This is a genomic window from Kitasatospora sp. NA04385 (assembly GCF_013364235.1).
Classification (GTDB): Bacteria; Actinomycetota; Actinomycetes; order Streptomycetales; family Streptomycetaceae; genus Kitasatospora.
Genome location: NZ_CP054919.1, coordinates 1,238,869 through 1,257,550, shown reverse-complemented (window position 1 = coordinate 1,257,550; position 18,682 = coordinate 1,238,869). Strand labels below are relative to the sequence as shown.

General features: G+C 78.3%; 1 protein-coding gene and 2 pseudogenes. All 3 read left to right on the top strand.

Features of this window, described 5'->3' with window-relative positions:
* Positions 1–3: 3 nt before the first annotated feature.
* A pseudogene (locus HUT16_RS37900) lies at positions 4–2,787 on the top strand (beta-ketoacyl synthase N-terminal-like domain-containing protein); the annotation flags it as partial.
* A 59-nt stretch (positions 2,788–2,846) separates the two neighbouring features.
* Positions 2,847–3,635, top strand: a complete 789-nt coding sequence (locus HUT16_RS39670; protein ID WP_368662735.1) for an acyl carrier protein — start codon at positions 2,847–2,849, stop codon at positions 3,633–3,635.
* Between the two features lie 16 nt (positions 3,636–3,651).
* A pseudogene (locus HUT16_RS05360) lies at positions 3,652–18,652 on the top strand (type I polyketide synthase).
* The last annotated feature ends 30 nt before the right edge of the window (positions 18,653–18,682 follow it).

Here is an 18,682-nt window from a genome sequence, read left to right as displayed (position 1 = left end):
GCCGTGCTGGGCCACGAGTCGGCCGTCGGCCTCGCGGCCGACCGCCCGTTCCGCGAGGCGGGCTTCGACTCGCTCACCGCCGTCGAGCTCCGCAACCGGCTGGTCGCGGCCACCGCCCTGCCGCTCGCGCTCACCTCCGTCTTCGACCACCCGACGGCGGACGCCCTCGCCGCGCACCTCTTCGCCGGGCTGGCCGGCCCGGCCCCGGACGACGACGGCGCGACCGCCACCGGCCCCGCGACCGCCGCCGACCGGGCGACCGCTTCCGGCCCCGCGGCGGCCGACGAACCGCTGGCGATCGTCTCGATGGCCTGCCGGTTCCCGGGCGGCGTCCGCTCGCCCGAGGACCTGTGGCGGCTGGTGGCCGACGGCGTGGACGCGGTCGCCGCGCTGCCCACCGACCGGGGCTGGCCGCTGGAGACCCTCTACGACCCGGACCCCCTGCACCCCGGCACCTTTTACACCACCGGCGGCGGGTTCCTGGACGGGGCGGCCGAGTTCGACGCCGAGTTCTTCGGCATCTCGCCGCGCGAGGCGCTGGCCATGGACCCGCAGCAGCGGCTGCTGCTGGAGACCAGCTGGGAGGCGCTGGAGCGGGCCGGACTCGACCCCGCGTCGGTCCGCGGCAGCGAGGGCGGCGTCTACGTCGGCGTCGCCGCCCAGGGCTACGGCACCGGCCCGCAGGACCCGTCCGACGAGGTCGAGGGCCACCTGCTCAGCGGCACGGTCACCAGCGTCGCCTCCGGCCGGATCGCCTACACCCTCGGTCTCGGCGGCCCCGCCGTGACGGTGGAGACGGCCTGCTCGTCCTCGCTGGTCGCCCTGCACCTGGCCGGCCAGGCGCTGCGGGCCGGCGACTGCTCGTTCGCCCTGGTCGGCGGCGCCGCGGTGATGGCCAGCCCGGACGTCTTCGTCGAGTTCAGCCGCCAGCAGGGGCTCTCGCCCGACGGCCGCTGCCGCTCCTTCGCCGAAGGGGCGAACGGCACCGGGTGGGGCGAAGGGGTGGGCGTCCTGCTGGTGGAGCGCCTCTCCGACGCCCGCCGCCTCGGGCACCCGGTGCTCGCCCTGGTCCGGGGCACCGCGGTGAACCAGGACGGTGCCAGCAACGGCCTCACCGCCCCGAGCGGCCCCGCCCAGCAGCGGGTGATCCGGGCCGCGCTGGCCACCGCCCGGCTCTCCGGCGCCGACGTCGACCTGGTCGAGGCGCACGGCACCGGCACCGTGCTCGGCGACCCGATCGAGGCACAGGCCCTGCTGGCCACCTACGGGCAGGACCGGCCCGCCGAACGGCCGCTCTGGCTGGGCTCGTTGAAGTCCAACATCGGCCACACCCAGGCCGCCGCCGGGGTCGCCGGGGTGATCAAGACGGTGCTGGCGCTGCGCCACGGCGTGCTCCCCGGCACCCTGCACGCGCAGCAGGCGTCCAGCCGGGTCGACTGGTCGGCCGGCGCCGTCCGGCTGCTCGCGCAGGCCCGCCCCTGGGACGCCCCGGACGGGGGACGGCCGCGCCGGGCCGGCGTCTCCGCGTTCGGCATGAGCGGCACCAACGCCCACGCCGTCCTGGAGGAGGCGCCCGCCGCCGACGTCCCGACGCCCGCCGCCGACGCCCCCCGCCCGCGGGCCGGACGGCGGACCGGCCGGGGACACCGGCACCACCGTCCCGTGGCTGCTCTCCGCGACGACCCCGCGGCCCTGCGCCGCCAGGCGCGCCGACTGGGCGAGCACCTGCGGGACGAGCCCGGCGCGGGCGCCGCCGCGACCGCCCGGGCGCTCGCCACCACCCGCCCGCCCTGCCCTTCCGGGCGGCCGCCACCGGCCGCGACCGCGCCGCGCTGCTCGACTGGCTGGACGCCCTCGCGGCCGGAGAGCCGCCCCGGCGCCGTGCAGGACCGGGCGCGCGGCGGCCGCACGGTCTTCGTCTTCCCCGGCCAGGGCTCGCAGTGGGCCGGCATGGCCGCCGCCGCGCTCGACGCCTCGGCGGCGTTCGCCGCCGCCGTCGCCGACTGCGAACGGGCGCTCGCCCCGCACACCGACTGGTCCCTGACCGAGGTGCTGCGCGGCGTGCCCGGAGCGCCGACGCTCGACCGGGTGGACGTCGTCCAGCCGGTGCTCTTCGCGGTGATGGTCGCGCTGGCCGCGCACTGGCGCGGCACCGGGGTCACCCCGGACGCGGTCGTCGGGCACAGCCAGGGCGAGATCGCCGCCGCCTGCGTCGCCGGAGCGCTGTCGCTGGACGACGCGGCCCGCGTGGTGGCGCTGCGCAGCCGGGCGCTGCTGAAGCTGGCGGGCCGCGGCGGCATGGTGTCGGTCGCCGCCTCCGCCGAGCGGGCGGCGGGCCTGCTGCCCGCCGGCGGGCGCGCCTGCGTGGCCGCGGTGAACGGCCCCGGCGCCGTGGTCGTCGCCGGGGAGCCCGCGGAGCTGGCCGCCCTGCTCGCGGCCTGCGAGCGGGAGGGCGTCCGGGCCAGGGCGATCCCGGTGGACTACGCGGCCCACTCGGCCCAGGTCGCCGAGGTCGAGGACGAACTGCGCGAAGCGCTCGGCGGGATCCGGCCCCGCGCCTCGGCCGTCCCGCTCTACTCGACGGTGACCGGCGAACCCGTCGCCGGGGAGTCGCTCGACGCCGCCTACTGGTACCGCAACCTGCGCGAGCCGGTCGACTTCGCCGGGGCGGTCCGCACCCTGCTGGACGCGGGCCACACCCTGCTGGTCGAGGTCAGCCCGCACCCGGTGCTGCTCGCCGGGATCGAGGAGGTGGCGGCGGAGGCCGGGCGGGAGGTGGCGGCGGTCGGCACGCTGCGGCGCGGCGACGGCGGCCGGGACCGGCTGCTGGCCTCGCTGACCGAGGCGTGGGCGGCCGGCGGCGGCCCGGTGGACTGGTCGCCCTGGACGGGAGACCCCGGGCCGGGCGGCCCGGCACCCGTCCCGCTGCCCACGTACCCCTTCCAGCGCGACCGGTACTGGCTGGCCACCCGGGCCGGACGGCCGCCGCCGCGGCGGTGCCGACCCCGGTGGCCCCGGAGCCCGCGGGCGACGAGGACGGGGGCGACGGGGAGGGGGGCACCCCCGCCGTCCGGCTGGCCGCCCGGCTGGCCCCGCTGGACCGGCGGGCCCGCCGCCAGGCGGTGCTCGACCTGGTCGTCCGGCACGCGGCCGCGGTCCTCGGCCACCCCGGGACCGGCCCGGTGCGCCCGGAGCGCTCCTTCGCCGACGTCGGTTTCGACTCGATGCTCGCGGTGCGGTTCCGCAACGCGCTGTGCGAGGCGACCGGCCTGGCCGTCCCGCCGACGGCGGTCTTCGACCACCCGACGCCCGAGGCGCTCGCCGCCCACCTGGACGCCGAGCTGTCCGCCGCGCCCGCACCGCCCTCGCCGCTGCTGGCCGAGCTGGACCGGCTGGCCGCGCTCCTCACGGCCGCCCCGCCCGCGGCGGCCGACGGCGACGGCGACGGGATCGGCGAACGGCTGGACGAGCTGCTGCGCGGCTGGCGCCGGCGCACCGGCGGGGCGGTGGGCGGCCGGGCGGCGGGCGGTCGGGCCGCACCGGCCGGGGCGGTGGACGACACCGCCGCGGTGACCGAAACGGCGACAGCGGACGAGCTGTTCGCCCTGATCGACAACGACTTCGGGAACGTCTGAGAGAGAGCTGGCACTGATGTCCGACGACAAGAAGCTGCTCGACTACCTCAGGCGCGCCACCGCCGATCTCGGCGACGCCCGGAGGCAGCTGCGCGAGGCCGAGCAGGCCCGCCAGGAACCGATCGCCGTCGTCTCGATGGCCTGCCGCTACCCCGGCGGTGCCGACACCCCCGAACGGCTGTGGGAGCTGGTCGCCCGGGGCACCGACGCGATCTCCGCCTGGCCGGTCAACCGGGGCTGGGACCTGGAGGGCCTCTACGACCCGGACCCCGAGCGGTCCGGCACCTCCTACACCCGGCACGGCGGCTTCCTGCACGACGCGGCCGAGTTCGACGCCGAGTTCTTCGGCATCTCGCCGCGCGAGGCGCTGTCGATGGACCCGCAGCAGCGGCTGGCCCTGGAGACCGCCTGGGAGGCGGTCGAGCGGGCCGCCATCGACCCCCGCACGCTGCGGCGCACCGGAACGGGCGTCTTCCTCGGCGCGATCGGCAACGGCTACGGCGCGGGCTCGCGCCACCTGCCCGAGGTCCAGGGCCTGCTGGACACCGGGACCGCGAGCAGCGTGGTCTCCGGCCGGATCGCCTACACCCTGGGCCTGGAGGGCCCCGCGGTGACCGTCGACACGGCCTGCTCGTCCTCGCTGGTCGCCCTGCACCTGGCGATCCGCGCCCTGCGGGCGGGCGACTGCACGCTGGCCCTGGCCGGCGGCGTGTCGGTGATGGCGACCCCCGACGCGTTCGTGGCGTTCAGCCGCCAGCGGGCGCTGTCGGCCGACGGCCGCTGCAAGGCGTTCTCGGCGGACGCGGACGGCACCGGCTGGTCCGAGGGCGCCGGCGTCCTGCTGCTGGAGCGGCTCTCGGACGCGCGGCGCCACGGGCACCCGGTGCTGGCCGTGGTGCGCGGCAGCGCGACCAACCAGGACGGCGCCTCGAACGGTCTGACGGCGCCGAACGGTCCGGCGCAGCAGCGGGTGATCCGGGCGGCGCTGGCGGACGCCGGGCTGACCGCCGCCGAGGTGGACGCGGTGGAGGCGCACGGCACCGGCACCACCCTCGGCGACCCGATCGAGGCGCAGGCGCTGCTGGCCACCTACGGCCAGGGGCGGCCCGCCGAACGGCCGCTCTGGCTGGGCTCGTTGAAGTCCAACATCGGCCACACCTCGGCGGCGGCCGGCGTGGGCGGCGTCATCAAGATGGTGCTGGCGATCGGGCACGGCGAACTGCCCGGGACGCTGCACGCGGACCGGCCGACCCCCATGGTGGACTGGTCCTCGGGCGCCGTCGAGATCCTCTCCGCGGCCCGCGACTGGCCCGCCGTCGACCGCCCGCGCCGGGCCGGTGTCTCCGCCTTCGGCGTCAGCGGCACCAACGCCCACCTGATCCTGGAACAGGCCCCGGCCGAGGACGCCGAACCGGTGGCCGACACCGCGCCCGCCGCCGCACCGCACCCGCTGCCCTGGGTGCTCTCGGCCCGCACCGACGAGGCGCTGCGCGCCCAGGCGGCCCGGCTGCTGGCCCACCTGGACGCCGCCCCCGGCCCGCTGCGGGCCGCCGACACCGGCCGCGCCCTCGCCCTCACCCGGACCGCCTTCGAGCGGCGGGCCGTCGTGGTGGGCACCGACCCGGACCGGCTGCTCGACGGCGTGCGGGCCCTGGCGGAGGGCCGCACGGTACCGGGCCTGGTGCGGGGCGACGGCGTGTCCTCCGGCCGTTCGGTGCTGGTGTTCCCGGGTCAGGGGTCGCAGTGGGTCGGGATGGCGGTGGAGCTGCTGGCCGAGTCGGAGGTGTTTGCGGGGCGGATGGCGGAGTGCGAACGGGCGCTGGCGCCGTACGTGGAGTGGTCGTTGGCCGAGGCGCTGGGTTCGGAGGCGCTGCTGGCGCGGGTGGATGTGGTGCAGCCGGTGTTGTGGGCGGTGATGGTGTCGCTCGCGGAGGTCTGGCGCTCGTTCGGCGTCGTTGCGGACGCAGTGGTGGGGCACTCTCAAGGTGAGATCGCGGCGGCGTGTGTGGCGGGTGGTCTGAGCCTGGACGACGGCGCGCGGGTGGTGGCGTTGCGCTCCCGCGCGGTGGGAGCCCTGGCCGGTCGGGGCGGCATGGCCTCGATACCCCTGCCGGTGGAGGCGGTCCGGGAGCGGATCAAACAGCGGCTGTCCGTCGCTGCGGTGAACGGCCCGTCCTCGACGGTGGTGTCGGGTGATGCGGACGCGGTGGCCGCGCTGGTGGCGGAGTTGGTGGGTGAGGGCGTGCGGGCCCGCCTGATCGAGGTGGACTACGCGTCCCACTCCGCGCACGTGGAGGAGGTCCGCGAACGCCTGCTCGCCGACCTGGACGGCATCGTGCCGGTCCCGAGCGCGGTGCCGTTCTTCTCGACGGTGACGGGCAGTTGGCTGGACACGAAGTCCCTGGACGCCGAGTACTGGTACCGCAATCTGCGGCAGACCGTCGAGTTCGGGGCGGCCACCGAAACGCTGCTCGGCGAGGGCTTCCGGTTCTTCGTCGAGTCCAGCCCGCACCCCGTGCTCACCTTCGGCGTCCAGCAGACCGCCGACGCGGCCGGCACCGCCGACTCCGCGCAGGGGCCCGCCGTGGTCGTGGGCACGCTGCGGCGCGGCGAGGGCGGCCCCGACCACCTCCTGGCCTCCCTGGCGGAGGCCCACGTGGGCGGCCTGCTGCCCGACTGGGAGCGGGTGTTCGCCGGAGCCGGGCACCGCCCGGGCGGCGTCGCCCTGCCCACCTACGCCTTCCAGCGCCGCCCGTACTGGCTGGAGGACACCGGCCCCGCCGCGGGCGGTCCGTCCGGGACGGCCGCGGACGGCGACGACTTCTGGGCGGCCCTGGGCGGGGGCGACCTGGACCGGTTCGCCACCGCCCTCGGGGTGGCCCCCGAGGACCCGCTGGAGGTGGTGCTCCCCGCGCTCGCCACCTGGCGCACCGCGCGCACCGAGCGTTCGGTGGTCGACTCCTGGCGCTACCGGGTGACCTGGCGGGCCCTGCCCGAGGCCGCCCCGGCCGCCCTGGACGGCAGCTGGCTGGTGCTGTCCCCGGACGGCCTGCCCGAGGACGCGGCGCGCCGGGCGGACGAGGTCGTCCACGCCGTGGAGCAGGCCGGGGCCTCGGTGGTCCGCGTCCGGGTCGACGAGGCGGCGGCCGACCGCGCCGTGCTGGCCGACCGGGTGCGCGCGGCCCTCGACGCGCTGCCCGGACCGGTGACGGGGGTGCTCTCGCTGCTGGGCCTCGACGAGCGCCCGCACCCCGCGCACCCCGCCCTCCCGCTGGGCACCGCGCTCAGCCTGGCCCTGGTGCAGGCGCTCGGCGACGCCGGGGTCGGCGCGCCCCTGTGGTGGGCGACCCGGGGCGCGGTCGCGGTCGGGGGCCCGGAGCGCGGCACCGGCGTCAGCGCCGCGCAGAGCCTGCTCTGGGGCCTGGGCCGGGTCGCCGCGCTGGAGTTCCCGCAGCGCTGGGGCGGCCTGGTCGACCTCCCGGAGGTCCTGGACCGGGACGCCGCCCGGCGGCTGTGCCGGGTGCTGGCCGGCCGGGCCGGGGACGAGGACCAGGTGGCCGTCCGGGCCGACGGCTGCCACGGCCGACGGCTGGTCCGGTCCGCCCTGGGCGATACCGCGCCGCGCCGGAGCTGGCGGCCCGGGGGCACCGTGCTGATCACCGGCGGCACCGGCGGGATCGGCGCGCAGATCGCGCGCTGGCTGGCCCGGCGGGGCGCCGGGCACCTGGTGCTGGTCGGCCGGCGCGGCGCGGAGGCGCCGGGGGCGCCGGAACTCGCCGAGGAACTGGCCGGGCTCGGCGCCCGGGTCACCCTGGCCGCGTGCGACGTCGCCGACCTGGAGGCCCTGCGCGCGCTGAAGGACGGCCTCGAACAGGACGGCCACCGGATCGGCACCGTCTTCCACGCCGCGGGCGCCGGGCTGCTGGTGCCGCTGCCCGACACCGACGCGGACGAGTTCGCCGACACCCTGCACGCCAAGGTCGGCGGGGCCCGGAACCTGGACCTGCTGTTCGACCGGGACGCGCTCGACGCGTTCGTGCTGTTCTCCTCGATCTCCGGGGTGTGGGGCAGCGCCGTCCACGGCGCCTACGCCGCCGCCAACGCCTACCTCGACGGCCTCGCCGAGGACCGCAGGAGCCGCGGCCTCGCCGCGACCTCCGTGGTGTGGGGCATCTGGAGCCCCGCGGACGGCGCCGGGGGGATGGCGGCCGAACTGGCCGAGGACACCCTGCGCGGCCACGGCGTGCTCTTCATGCCGCCCGCGGTCGCGATCACCGGGCTCCAGCAGGTCCTGGACCACGACGAGACGGTGGTCGTGGTCGCCGACATCGACTGGGACCGCTTCGCGACGGTCTTCACCGCGGCCCGCCCCAGCCCGCTGATCGGGGAACTCCCCGAGGTGCGCGCCGCGCTGGCCGCCGGACCGGAGACCGGCGGCGCCGGGGGCGGCACCCCCTCGGTGCTGCGCGAGCGGCTGGAGCCGCTCCCGGCCGCCGAGCGGACCCGGGTGCTGGTCGACCTGGTCCGGACCCACGCCGCCGCCGTCCTCGGCCACGACTCGCCGGACGCGATCGCCCCCGGCCGGGCCTTCCGCGAGCTGGGCTTCGACTCGCTGACCGCCGTGGACATGCGCAACCGGCTGAACGCCGCCACCGGCCTGCGGCTCCCGGTCACCGTCGTCTTCGACTACTCGTCCGCGACCGCGCTCGCCGGGCGCCTGGAGACCGGCCTGCTGGGCGCCGCCGGGGAGCCCGCCGCCGACCGGCGGCCCCCCGCCGCGCCGCCCGCCGCCGACGACGACCCCGTGGTGATCGTCGCGATGAGCTGCCGCTACCCCGGCGGCGTCCGCACCCCCGAGGACCTGTGGCGCCTGGTCGCGGACGGCCGCGACGCCGTCTCCGGGCTGCCCGCCGACCGGGGCTGGGACCTCGACGCGCTGTACGACGCCGACCCGGACCGGCCCGGCCGGAGCTACGCCGCCGCGGGCGGGTTCGTCCACGACGCGGACCGCTTCGACCCCGGGTTCTTCGGGATCTCCCCGCGCGAGGCGCTCGCCATGGACCCGCAGCAGCGGCTGCTGCTGGAGACCTCCTGGGAGGCGTTCGAACGGGCCGGCATCGACCCGTCCACCCTGCGCGGCACCCCGACCGGCGTCTTCGCCGGGGCCTCCTACCAGGGCTACGGCGGCACCCTGCGCGACGTCCCCGAGGAGTTGGAGGGACTGTTCATCGCGGGCATCTCCACCAGCGTCCTGTCCGGCCGGATCGCCTACACCCTGGGCCTGGAGGGGCCCGCCGTGACCGTGGACACGGCCTGCTCCTCGTCCCTGGTGGCGGTGCACCTCGCCGCGCAGTCGCTGCGCTCGGGCGAGTGCGCGCTGGCCCTGGCGGGCGGCGCGACCGTGATGGGCACCCCGCTGTCGTTCACCGGCTTCAGCCGTCAGCGCGGGCTCGCCGAGGACGGGCGCTGCAAGTCCTTCGCCGCCGCGGCGGACGGCTTCGGCATGGCCGAGGGCGTGGGCCTGCTCGTCCTGGAGCGCCTCTCGGACGCCCGCCGCAACGGCCACCCGGTGCTCGCGGTGCTGCGCGGCTCGGCGATCAACCAGGACGGCGCCAGCAACGGCCTCACCGCGCCCAGCGGCCTGGCCCAGCAGCGGGTGATCCGCGACGCGCTGGCGAACGCCCGGCTGACGGCCGCCGACGTGGACGCCGTCGAGGCGCACGGCACCGGCACCCGGCTGGGCGACCCGATCGAGGCCGACGCGCTGCTGGCCACCTACGGCCGGGGCCGGCCGGCCGACCGGCCGGTGTGGCTCGGGTCGCTGAAGTCGAACATCGGGCACACCCAGGCCGCCGCCGGGGTCGGCGGCATCATCAAGATGGTGCTGGCGATGGGGCACGGCGAACTGCCGCGCACCCTGCACGTCGACCGGCCGACCCCGAACGTGGACTGGACGGCGGGCGCCGTCGCCCTGCTGACCGAGGCCACCCCCTGGCCGGAGACCGGCCGCCCGCGCCGGGCCGGCGTGTCCTCGTTCGGCCTGAGCGGGACCAACGCCCACGTCGTCGTCGAACAGCCGCCCGCCGACCCCGCGCCCGCACCCGCACCCGCCGGTCCCGCGCCCGCGGCGTCCGTCGTGCCGTGGGTGCTGTCCGGGCGGACCGCCGAGGCGGTCGAGGACCAGGCCCGGCGGCTGCACGCGCACCTGGTGGAGCGGCCGGACCTGCGGGCCGCCGACGTCGGCTACGCGCTGGCCACCACCAGGACCGCCTTCGAGCACCGCGCGGCGGTCGTCGGCGGCGACCGGGAGGCCCTGCTCGGCGGCCTGGCCGCGCTGGCCGCGGGGGAGCACGCGCCCGGCCTGGTCCGGGGCACCGTCGCCCGGTCGGCCAGGACCGTCCTCGTCTTCCCCGGCCAGGGCTCCCAGTGGCCCGGCATGGCCCGCGAACTGCTCGACCGCGCCCCGGCGTTCGCCGACCGGATCGCGGCCTGCGAACGCGCCCTCGCCCCGCACCTGGACTGGTCGCTGCTCGCCGTCCTGCGCGAGGAGCCCGACGCGCCCCCGCTGGACCGGGTGGACGTGGTGCAGCCGGTGCTGTGGGCGGTGATGGTGTCGCTGGCCGAGCTGTGGCGCTCCCACGGGATCGTCCCCGACGCCGTGGTCGGCCACTCCCAGGGCGAGATCGCCGCCGCCTGCGTGGCGGGCGCGCTCTCCCTGGCCGACGCCGCCCGGATCGTCGCCCTGCGCAGCCGGGCCCTGCTGGCCCTGACCGGACGCGGCGGCATGCTGTTCGTGCCGCAGCCGGTCGAAGCCGTCCGCGAGGCCCTGGCCGCCCACGGCGGGGCGCTCGACGTCGCCGCCGTCAACGGGCCGACCTCGGTGACCGTCTCCGGCGACCCGGCGGCACTGGAACGGCTGCGCGAGCGGTACGCCGCGGCGGGCGTGCTGGCCTGGCCGGTCCCCGGCGTGGACTTCGCCGGGCACTCGCCCCAGGTGGAGGAACTGCGCGAGGAACTGCTCGCCCTGCTCCGCGACACCGCGCCGCGCACCTCCGCCGTCCCGTTCTACTCCACGGTCAGCGGCGGCCCCGTGGACACCCTGACCCTGGACGCCGCGTACTGGTACGAGAACCTGCGCCGCCCGGTGGAGTTCGGCCGGGCGCTCGACGCGCTCGTCGCCGACGGGCACCGCACCTTCGTCGAGTGCAGCACCCACCCCGCGCTGACCGTCTGGATCCAGGAGGCCGTCGAGGCGGCCGGGGACGGCGACGGGGCCGTCGTCGGCACCCTGCGCCGCACCGAGGGCGGCCCCGGCCGCTTCCTCACCGCGCTCGCCGAGGTCCAGGTCCGCGGCCTGCCGGTGGACTGGGACGCGGTGTTCGCCGGGACCGGCGCCCGGCCGGTGGACCTGCCCACCTACGCCTTCCAGCAGCAGCGCTACTGGCTGGACCCCGCCCCCGAGCGGCCCGCCGCCACCGCGACCGGCACCGGCCCGGCCGACTCCGGTTTCTGGACGGCGGTCGACCGCGGGGACCTGGACGCCCTCGCCACCACCCTGCGGGTCGAGGACGGGGAACTCCGGGCCTCGCTCGCCTCCCTGGTGCCCACCCTCGCCGCGTGGGCGCGCGACCGGGCCGACGACCGGACCGCCGACGGCTGGCGCTACCGGGTCACCTGGAAGCCGCTGCCCGCCCCCGAGCGGCCCCGGCTCACCGGCAGCTGGCTCCTCCTCGTCCCGGCCGGCGCCGCCGCCGACCCGGCCGTCGCGTTCGCCGCGGACGCCCTGCGCGGGCACGGCGCCACCCCCGTCCTGGTCGAGGCGGGCCACGACGCGACCGACCGGGCCCGGTTCGCCGCGCTGCTCCGCGCCGCGCACGAGCGCGCCGACGGGCCGCCCGCCGCGATCCTGTCGCTGCTCGCCCTGGACGAGGAACCGCACGGCGACGGATCGGCGCTGCCCCGCGGCCTCACCCTGACCGTCGCGCTGCTCCAGGCCCTGGGCGACCTCGGCACCGAGGCCCCGCTCTGGGGCGCCACCCGGGGCGCGGTGTCGGTCGGCCGCTCCGACCGGATCGGCAGCCCCCTCCAGGCCCTGGCCTGGGGCCTCGGCGGGGTCGCCGGGGTCGAGTACCCGCAGCGCTGGGCCGGCCTGGTCGACCTGCCGCACCGGCTCGACGACCGGGCCGCGACCCGGCTCGCCGAAGCCCTGGCCGCCCCCGGCGGCGAGGACCAGCTCGCGGTCCGCGCCACCGGCGTCTACGGCCGCCGGGTCGTCCACGCCGGGCTCGGCGACACCGCCCCCGTCCGGGACTGGACCCCCGAGGGCACCGTCCTGGTCACCGGCGGCACCGGCGGCCTCGGCGCCCAGATCGCCCGCTGGCTCGCCCGCACCGGCACCGCCCACCTGCTGCTCACCAGCCGGCGCGGCGCCCGGGCCCCCGGCGCCGACGCCCTGCTGGCCGAACTGCGCGCACTCGGCGCCGAGGCCACCGCGGCGGCCTGCGACGTCGCGGACCGCGACGCGCTGGCCGCCCTGCTCGCGGACATCCCGGCCGAGCGCCCGCTGCGCGCCGTCCTGCACACCGCGGGCGTCCTCGACGACAGCGTGATCGACGCGATCACCCCCGAACGCGCGGCCGGCGTCCTGCGCCCCAAGCTCGACGGCGCGCGCAACCTCGACGCGCTCACCCGCGACCTCGACCTGACCGCCTTCGTGCTGTTCTCTTCGCTGGCCGGCACGCTCGGCGGCACCGGCCAGGGCAGCTACGCCGCCGCCAACGCCTACCTCGACGCCCTGGCCCGGCAGCGCCGCGACCTCGGCCTGCCCGGCACCTCGGTGGCCTGGGGCCTGTGGGGCGGCGAGAGCCTCGCCTCCGGAGCGGTCGCCGAACGGCTGGTCCGCGACGGCCTGCCCGCCATGGACCCGGCCGCGGCCACCACCGCGCTGCACCGGGCCCTGGACCACGACGACACGGCCGTCCTGGTCGCCGACTTCGCCTGGGACCGCTTCACCCGGGCGTTCACCGCGCTGCGGCCCAGCGCCGCCCTCGGCGACCTGCCCGAGGTGCGGGAGGCGCTCGCCGCGGCCCGCGGCACGGCCGACGGCACCGAGCCGCCGGCCCGGCGCCTGGCCGCCCTGCCCCCGGCGGAACGCGACCGGGCCCTGCTGGACCTGGTCCGCCGCGAGGTCGCCGAGGTGCTCGGCCACCCCGGGCCCGAGGCGGTGGGACCGGACCGGGCGTTCAAGGACATCGGTTTCGACTCGCTGACCGCCGTCGAACTGCGCAACCGGCTCACCGCGGCCACCGGCCTGCGCCTGTCGGTGACCCTGGCCTTCGACTACCCCACCGCCGCCGCCCTGGCCGGGCACCTGCGCGCCGAACTGCCGGGGGCGGCCGCCGCCGAGGCGTCCGGCGCCCCCGGGCGGCCGACCGCGGCCGCCGCGGTGCCCGAGGACGAGGCGATCGCCGTGGTGGCCATGAGCTGCCGCTACCCCGGCGGCGTCAGCACCCCCGAGGAGCTGTGGGAGCTCGTCGCGGGCGGCCGGGACGCCATCACCGGCTTCCCCACCGGACGCGGCTGGGACCTGGACGGCCTCTACGACCCGGACCCGGACCGGGTCGGCAGCACCTACGCCCGGGAGGGCGGCTTCCTGCACGACGCCGACCGCTTCGACCCGGCCTTCTTCGGGATCTCCCCGCGCGAGGCGCTCACCATCGACCCCCAGCAGCGGCTGCTGCTCGAACTCTCCTGGGAGGCGTTCGAGCGGGCCGGCATCGACCCGCTCTCCCTCAAGGGCAGCGCGAGCGGCGTCTTCGTCGGGTGCAGCCACCACGACTACGGGTCGCGGGTCACCGAGCCCTCCGAGGAGTTCGAGGGCTACCTCGGCATCGGCAGCGCGGGCAGCGTGGCGTCCGGCCGGATCTCCTACAGCCTCGGCCTGGAGGGGCCCGCGGTGACCGTCGACACGGCGTGCTCCTCGTCGCTGGTCGCGGTCCACCTCGCGGCCCGCTCGCTGCGGGCCGGGGAGTGCTCGCTGGCGCTGGCCGGCGGCGTGACCGTGATGTCCACCCCGGGCGCGTTCGTGGAGTTCAGCCGACAGCGGGTGCTCGCCGAGGACGGCCGCTGCAAGCCGTTCGCCGCCGCCGCCGACGGCACCTCCTGGGCCGAGGGCGCCGGGCTGCTCGTCCTGGAGCGCCTCTCGGACGCCCGGCGCAACGGCCACCCGGTGCTCGCCCTGGTCCGCGGCTCCGCCGTCAACCAGGACGGCGCCAGCAACGGCCTCACCGCCCCCAACGGCCCCTCCCAGCAGCGGGTGATCCGGGCGGCCCTCGCCGACGCCGGACTCACCGCCGCCGAGGTCGACGCGGTGGAGGCGCACGGCACCGGCACCAAGCTGGGCGACCCGATCGAGGCCCAGGCCCTGCTGGCCACCTACGGGCGGGAGCGCGGCGGGCGCGAGCCGCTGTGGCTCGGCTCGCTGAAGTCGAACATCGGCCACAGCCAGGCCGCCGCCGGGGTCGCCGGCATCATCAAGATGATCCAGGCCATGCGGCACGGAACCCTCCCGCGCACCCTGCACGTCGACGCGCCGACCCCGCACGTGGACTGGTCGGCCGGCGCGGTCCGGCTGCTCACCGACGACACCCCGTGGCCGGAGACCGGCCACCCCCGGCGGGCCGCCGTGTCCTCGTTCGGGGTCAGCGGCACCAACGCCCACACCATCCTCGAACAGCCCGCCGAACCGGCCCCGGCGCCCGCCGCCGCCGACGTGCCTGCCGCCGCTGCGTCCGCGACCGACGCGCCCGCCCTGCCCTGGCTGCTCTCGGCCCGCAGCGCGGACGCGCTGCGCGCGCAGGCCGCCCGGCTGCTCGCGCACGTCGAACGGGACCGGGCCCCGCCGTCGCGGACCTGGGCCGCGCCCTGGCGCTGCACCGCAGCGCCTTCGAGCACCGGGCCGCGCTCACCGGCCCGGACCGGGAGTCCCTGCTCCGGGGGCTGGCCGCCCTCGCCGCCGACGAGCCGTCGGCGGACCTGGTGCGCGGCGTCACCGGCCCGGCCGCGCGGACCGCCTTCCTGTTCCCCGGCCAGGGCAGCCAGCGCACCGGCATGGGCGCCGGGCTGTACGCGCGCTTCCCGGTCTTCGCCGACGCCTACGACGCGGTCTGCGCGGAACTCGACCCGCTGCTCGACCGCCCGCTGCGGGAGGTGGTCGACGCCGCCCCCGGCGACCTTGGCCACGGCCTGCTGGAGCGCACCGAGTACGCCCAGCCCGCCCTGTTCGCCCTCGGCGTCGCGCTGTTCCGGCTGGTCGAGCACTGGGGCGTGCGCCCCGACCGGCTGCTCGGCCACTCGGTGGGCGAGCTGGCCGCCGCCCACGTCGCCGGGGTGTTCACCCTGCCCGACGCCGCGGCCCTGGTGGTCGCGCGCGGACGGCTGATGCAGGCCCTCCCGGCGGGCGGCGCGATGACCGCCCTCGGCGCCGGGGAGGAGGAGGTGCGGCCGCTGCTCGCCGGCCGCGAGGCCGAGGTCGCCCTCGCCGCGGTCAACGGCCCGGCCTCGACCGTGGTCTCCGGCGACGCGGCGGCGGTGGACGAGATCGCCGCCGTGCTCGCCGCGCGCGGCCGCAAGACCCGGAGGCTGCGGGTCTCGCACGCCTTCCACTCGCCGCTGATGGAACCGATGCTGGCCGCGTTCCGCGAGGTCGTGGCCCGGATCGTCCCGGGGGAGGCCGCCGTCCCGGTGATCTCCGACCTGACCGGCGAACCGGCCACCGCCGAGCAGCTCGGCTCGCCGGACTACTGGGTGGAGCACGTGCGCGGCACCGTCCGCTTCCAGGACGGCGTGCGCCGCCTGGAGCGCGACGGCGTCACCGCCTTCCTCGAACTCGGACCGGACGGCGCGCTCACCGCGATGGGCCAGGACTGCCTGACCGGCGCCACCGCCACCGCCACCGGCGGCCCGGTGCTGGTGCCGCTGCTGCGCAAGGACCGGCCGGAAGCCGCCGCGGCGACGGCCGCGCTGGCCCGGCTGCACGTCACCGGCGTCCCGGTGGACTGGGCCGCCGTGCACGGCGGCGCCCCGGCCGCCCCCGCCGCCGACCTGCCGACCTACGCCTTCCAGCGGTCCGGCTACTGGCTGCCGGCCGGTCCGGCCACGGCCGCGCTGCCCGCGGCCGGGCTGCGCGCGGTCGACCACCCGCTGCTCGGCGCCGGAACGGAACTCGCCGACTCCGACGGCTTCCTCTTCACCGGCAGGTTCTCGGTCCGCAGCCACCCCTGGCTGGCCGACCACGGCGTCTACGAGGGCGTGCTGTTCCCCGCCACCGCGTTCCTGGAACTCGCGGTCCGCGCGGGCGACCAGGTCGGCTGCGACCGGGTCGAGGAACTGACCCTGGAGGCACCGCTGCTGCTCCCGCCGGGCGGGGCCGTCGCGATCCAGCTCACCGTCGGCAGCCCGGACGCCGCCGGCACCCGCCTGCTGAGCGTCCACGCCCGGGCCGCCGACGACGGCCCCGACGCCCCCTGGACCCGGCACGCCAGCGGCCTGCTCGGCTCCGCCGGACCCGCCGAGCCGACCGACCCCGCCGACCCGACCGACCCGGCGGACGGCGCGGCCTGGCCGCCGCCCGGGGCCGTCCCGCTCGACACGGAGGGCCTGTACGACCGCTTCGCGGGCGGCGGCTTCGCCTACGGCCCCGCGTTCCAGGGCCTGCGCGCCGCCTGGCGGCTCGGCGACGAGGTGTACGCCCTCGCGAGCCTGCCGGAGGAGCAGCGGCCGGACGCCGCCGCGTTCGGCCTGCACCCGGCCCTGCTGGACGCCGCCCTGCACGCGCTGGTGTTCGACGTCCTGGAGGGGCCCGCGCAGGGCTGGCTGCCGTTCTCCTGGAGCGGGGTGCGCCTGCACGCCTCCGGGGCCGCCGAACTGCGGCTGCGGCTGACCCCCACCGGCCGCGACGCGGTCGCCGTGCGGGCGGCCGACACCACCGGGCGCCCGGTGCTCTCGGCCGGCTCCCTGGTCCTGCGGCCGGTCTCGCCGGACCGCTTCAAGGCCACCCGGGCCGGACACCACGAGGAACTGTTCCGGCCCGAGTGGCAGCCGCTGCCCGGGCGCGCCGCGACGGCCGCCGCCCCCGCCCGGAGTCCTGGGCCGTGCTCGGCGCCGCGCCGCTCCCCGGCCGCCCGGTCGCCGACCTCGCCGCGCTGTCCGCGCTGCTCGACACCGGCGCCCCGGCCCCCCGGCTGGTGCTGGCCGCCGGCCCGGCCGCCCCGGCCCCGCACGCGCCGACCGGTGCCCTCCGCGACGCGGTCCACGACGGCCTCGGCACGCTCCTCGCCCTGCTGCGCGGCTGGCTGGCCGAGGAGCGGCTGACCGGCGCCAAGCTGGTCCTGGTCACCGCGGGCGCCGTCCCGGTGAGCGGCGACGACGTCCCGGACCCGGCCCTCGCCGCCTTCTGGGGCCTGGTCCGCTCGGCGCAGACCGAGCACCCGGACCGCTTCGTCCTGCTGGACCTGGACGACCCGCGGACCCCGCCCGCCCTGCTCGCCGAAGCCCTCGCGTCCGGCGAACCCCAGCTCGCGATCCGGGCCGGAGCCGTCCACGCGGCCCGGCTGGCCCGGGTCCCGCTGGCCGCCACCGGGCGCACCCCCGGCTGGGGCGGCGACGGAACCGTCCTGATCACCGGCGGCACCGGCGCCATCGGCGCCCACGTCGCCCGCCACCTGGCCGCCGAGCACGGCGTCCGGCACCTGCTGCTGACCAGCCGCAGCGGCCCCGCCGCCGAGGGCGCGGCGGAACTCCTCGCCGAGCTCGCCGCCCTGGGCGCGCACGCCGAGATCGCCGCCTGCGACGCCGCCGACCGCGACGCGCTCGCGGCCCTGCTGGCCGCCCTGCCCCCCGCGCACCCGCTGACCGGGGTGGTGCACGCCGCGGGCGTCCTGGCCGACGGCGTCGTCGCCGCCATGACGCCCGAACAACTGGAGCGCGTCCTGCGCCCCAAGGTGGACGCGGCGCTCAACCTGCACGAACTCACCGCCGACCTGGAGCTGTCCGAGTTCGTCCTGTTCTCGTCCATCGCCGGGATCTTCGGCGGCATGGGCCAGGGCAACTACGCCGCCGCCAACGCCTTCCTGGACGCCCTGGCCCACCGGCGCCGCGCCGCCGGGCTGCCCGGCCGCTCGCTCGCCTGGGGCCTGTGGGCCAACAGCACCGGGATGACCGGCGGGCTCACCGAGGCCGACCTGCGCCGGATCGCCCGGGGCGGGATCGTCGCCTTCGACCCGGCCCGGGGGCTCGCGCTCTTCGACACCGCCGGCACCCTCGACGACCCGGTCCTGCTCCCGCTGCGGCTCGACACCGCCGCCGTCCGCGCCCAGGCCGGCCCCGGCGGCGTCCCCGCCCTGCTGCGCGGCCTGGTGCGCCCCGCCGCCCGGCGCGGCCCGGCCGGCCCCGCGGCCGGCACCGGCCCCGACGGGCCCGAGGCCCTGAAGCAGCGCCTCGGCACCCTCAACGAGACCCAGCGCGGCCGGGTCCTGCTCGACCTGGTCCGCTCGCACGCCGCCCTGGTGCTCGGCCACGGCGGCCCGGCCGCGGTCGAGCCCGGCCGCGGCCTGCTGGAGGTCGGCTTCGACTCGCTGACCGCGGTGGAACTGCGCAACCGGCTGCGGGCCGCCACCGGCCACCCGCTGCCGGCCACCCTGCTCTTCGACCACCCCACCCCCGCCGCGATCGCCGCGCACCTGGCCGCCGAACTGGCCGTCGACGCCGGGCCCGGCCCGCTCCCCGGCCCCGCCGGACCGGACCTCCTGGCGGGCGTCCCGGACGGCGTCCCCGACGACCCGGCGGACCGCGAACGGCTCGCCGACCGGCTCCGCGAGCTCCTGCGCCGCCTCGACCAGGCCGGACCCGCGGCCGACGGCGACGGCGCCACCGCCCCCACCGCCTCCATCGAGGACCGGATGGACGGCGCCAGCGACGACGAACTCTTCGACCTCATCGACAACGAACTCGGCCTGTGATGACAGCGACCCGACCCGCGAACCAGGACG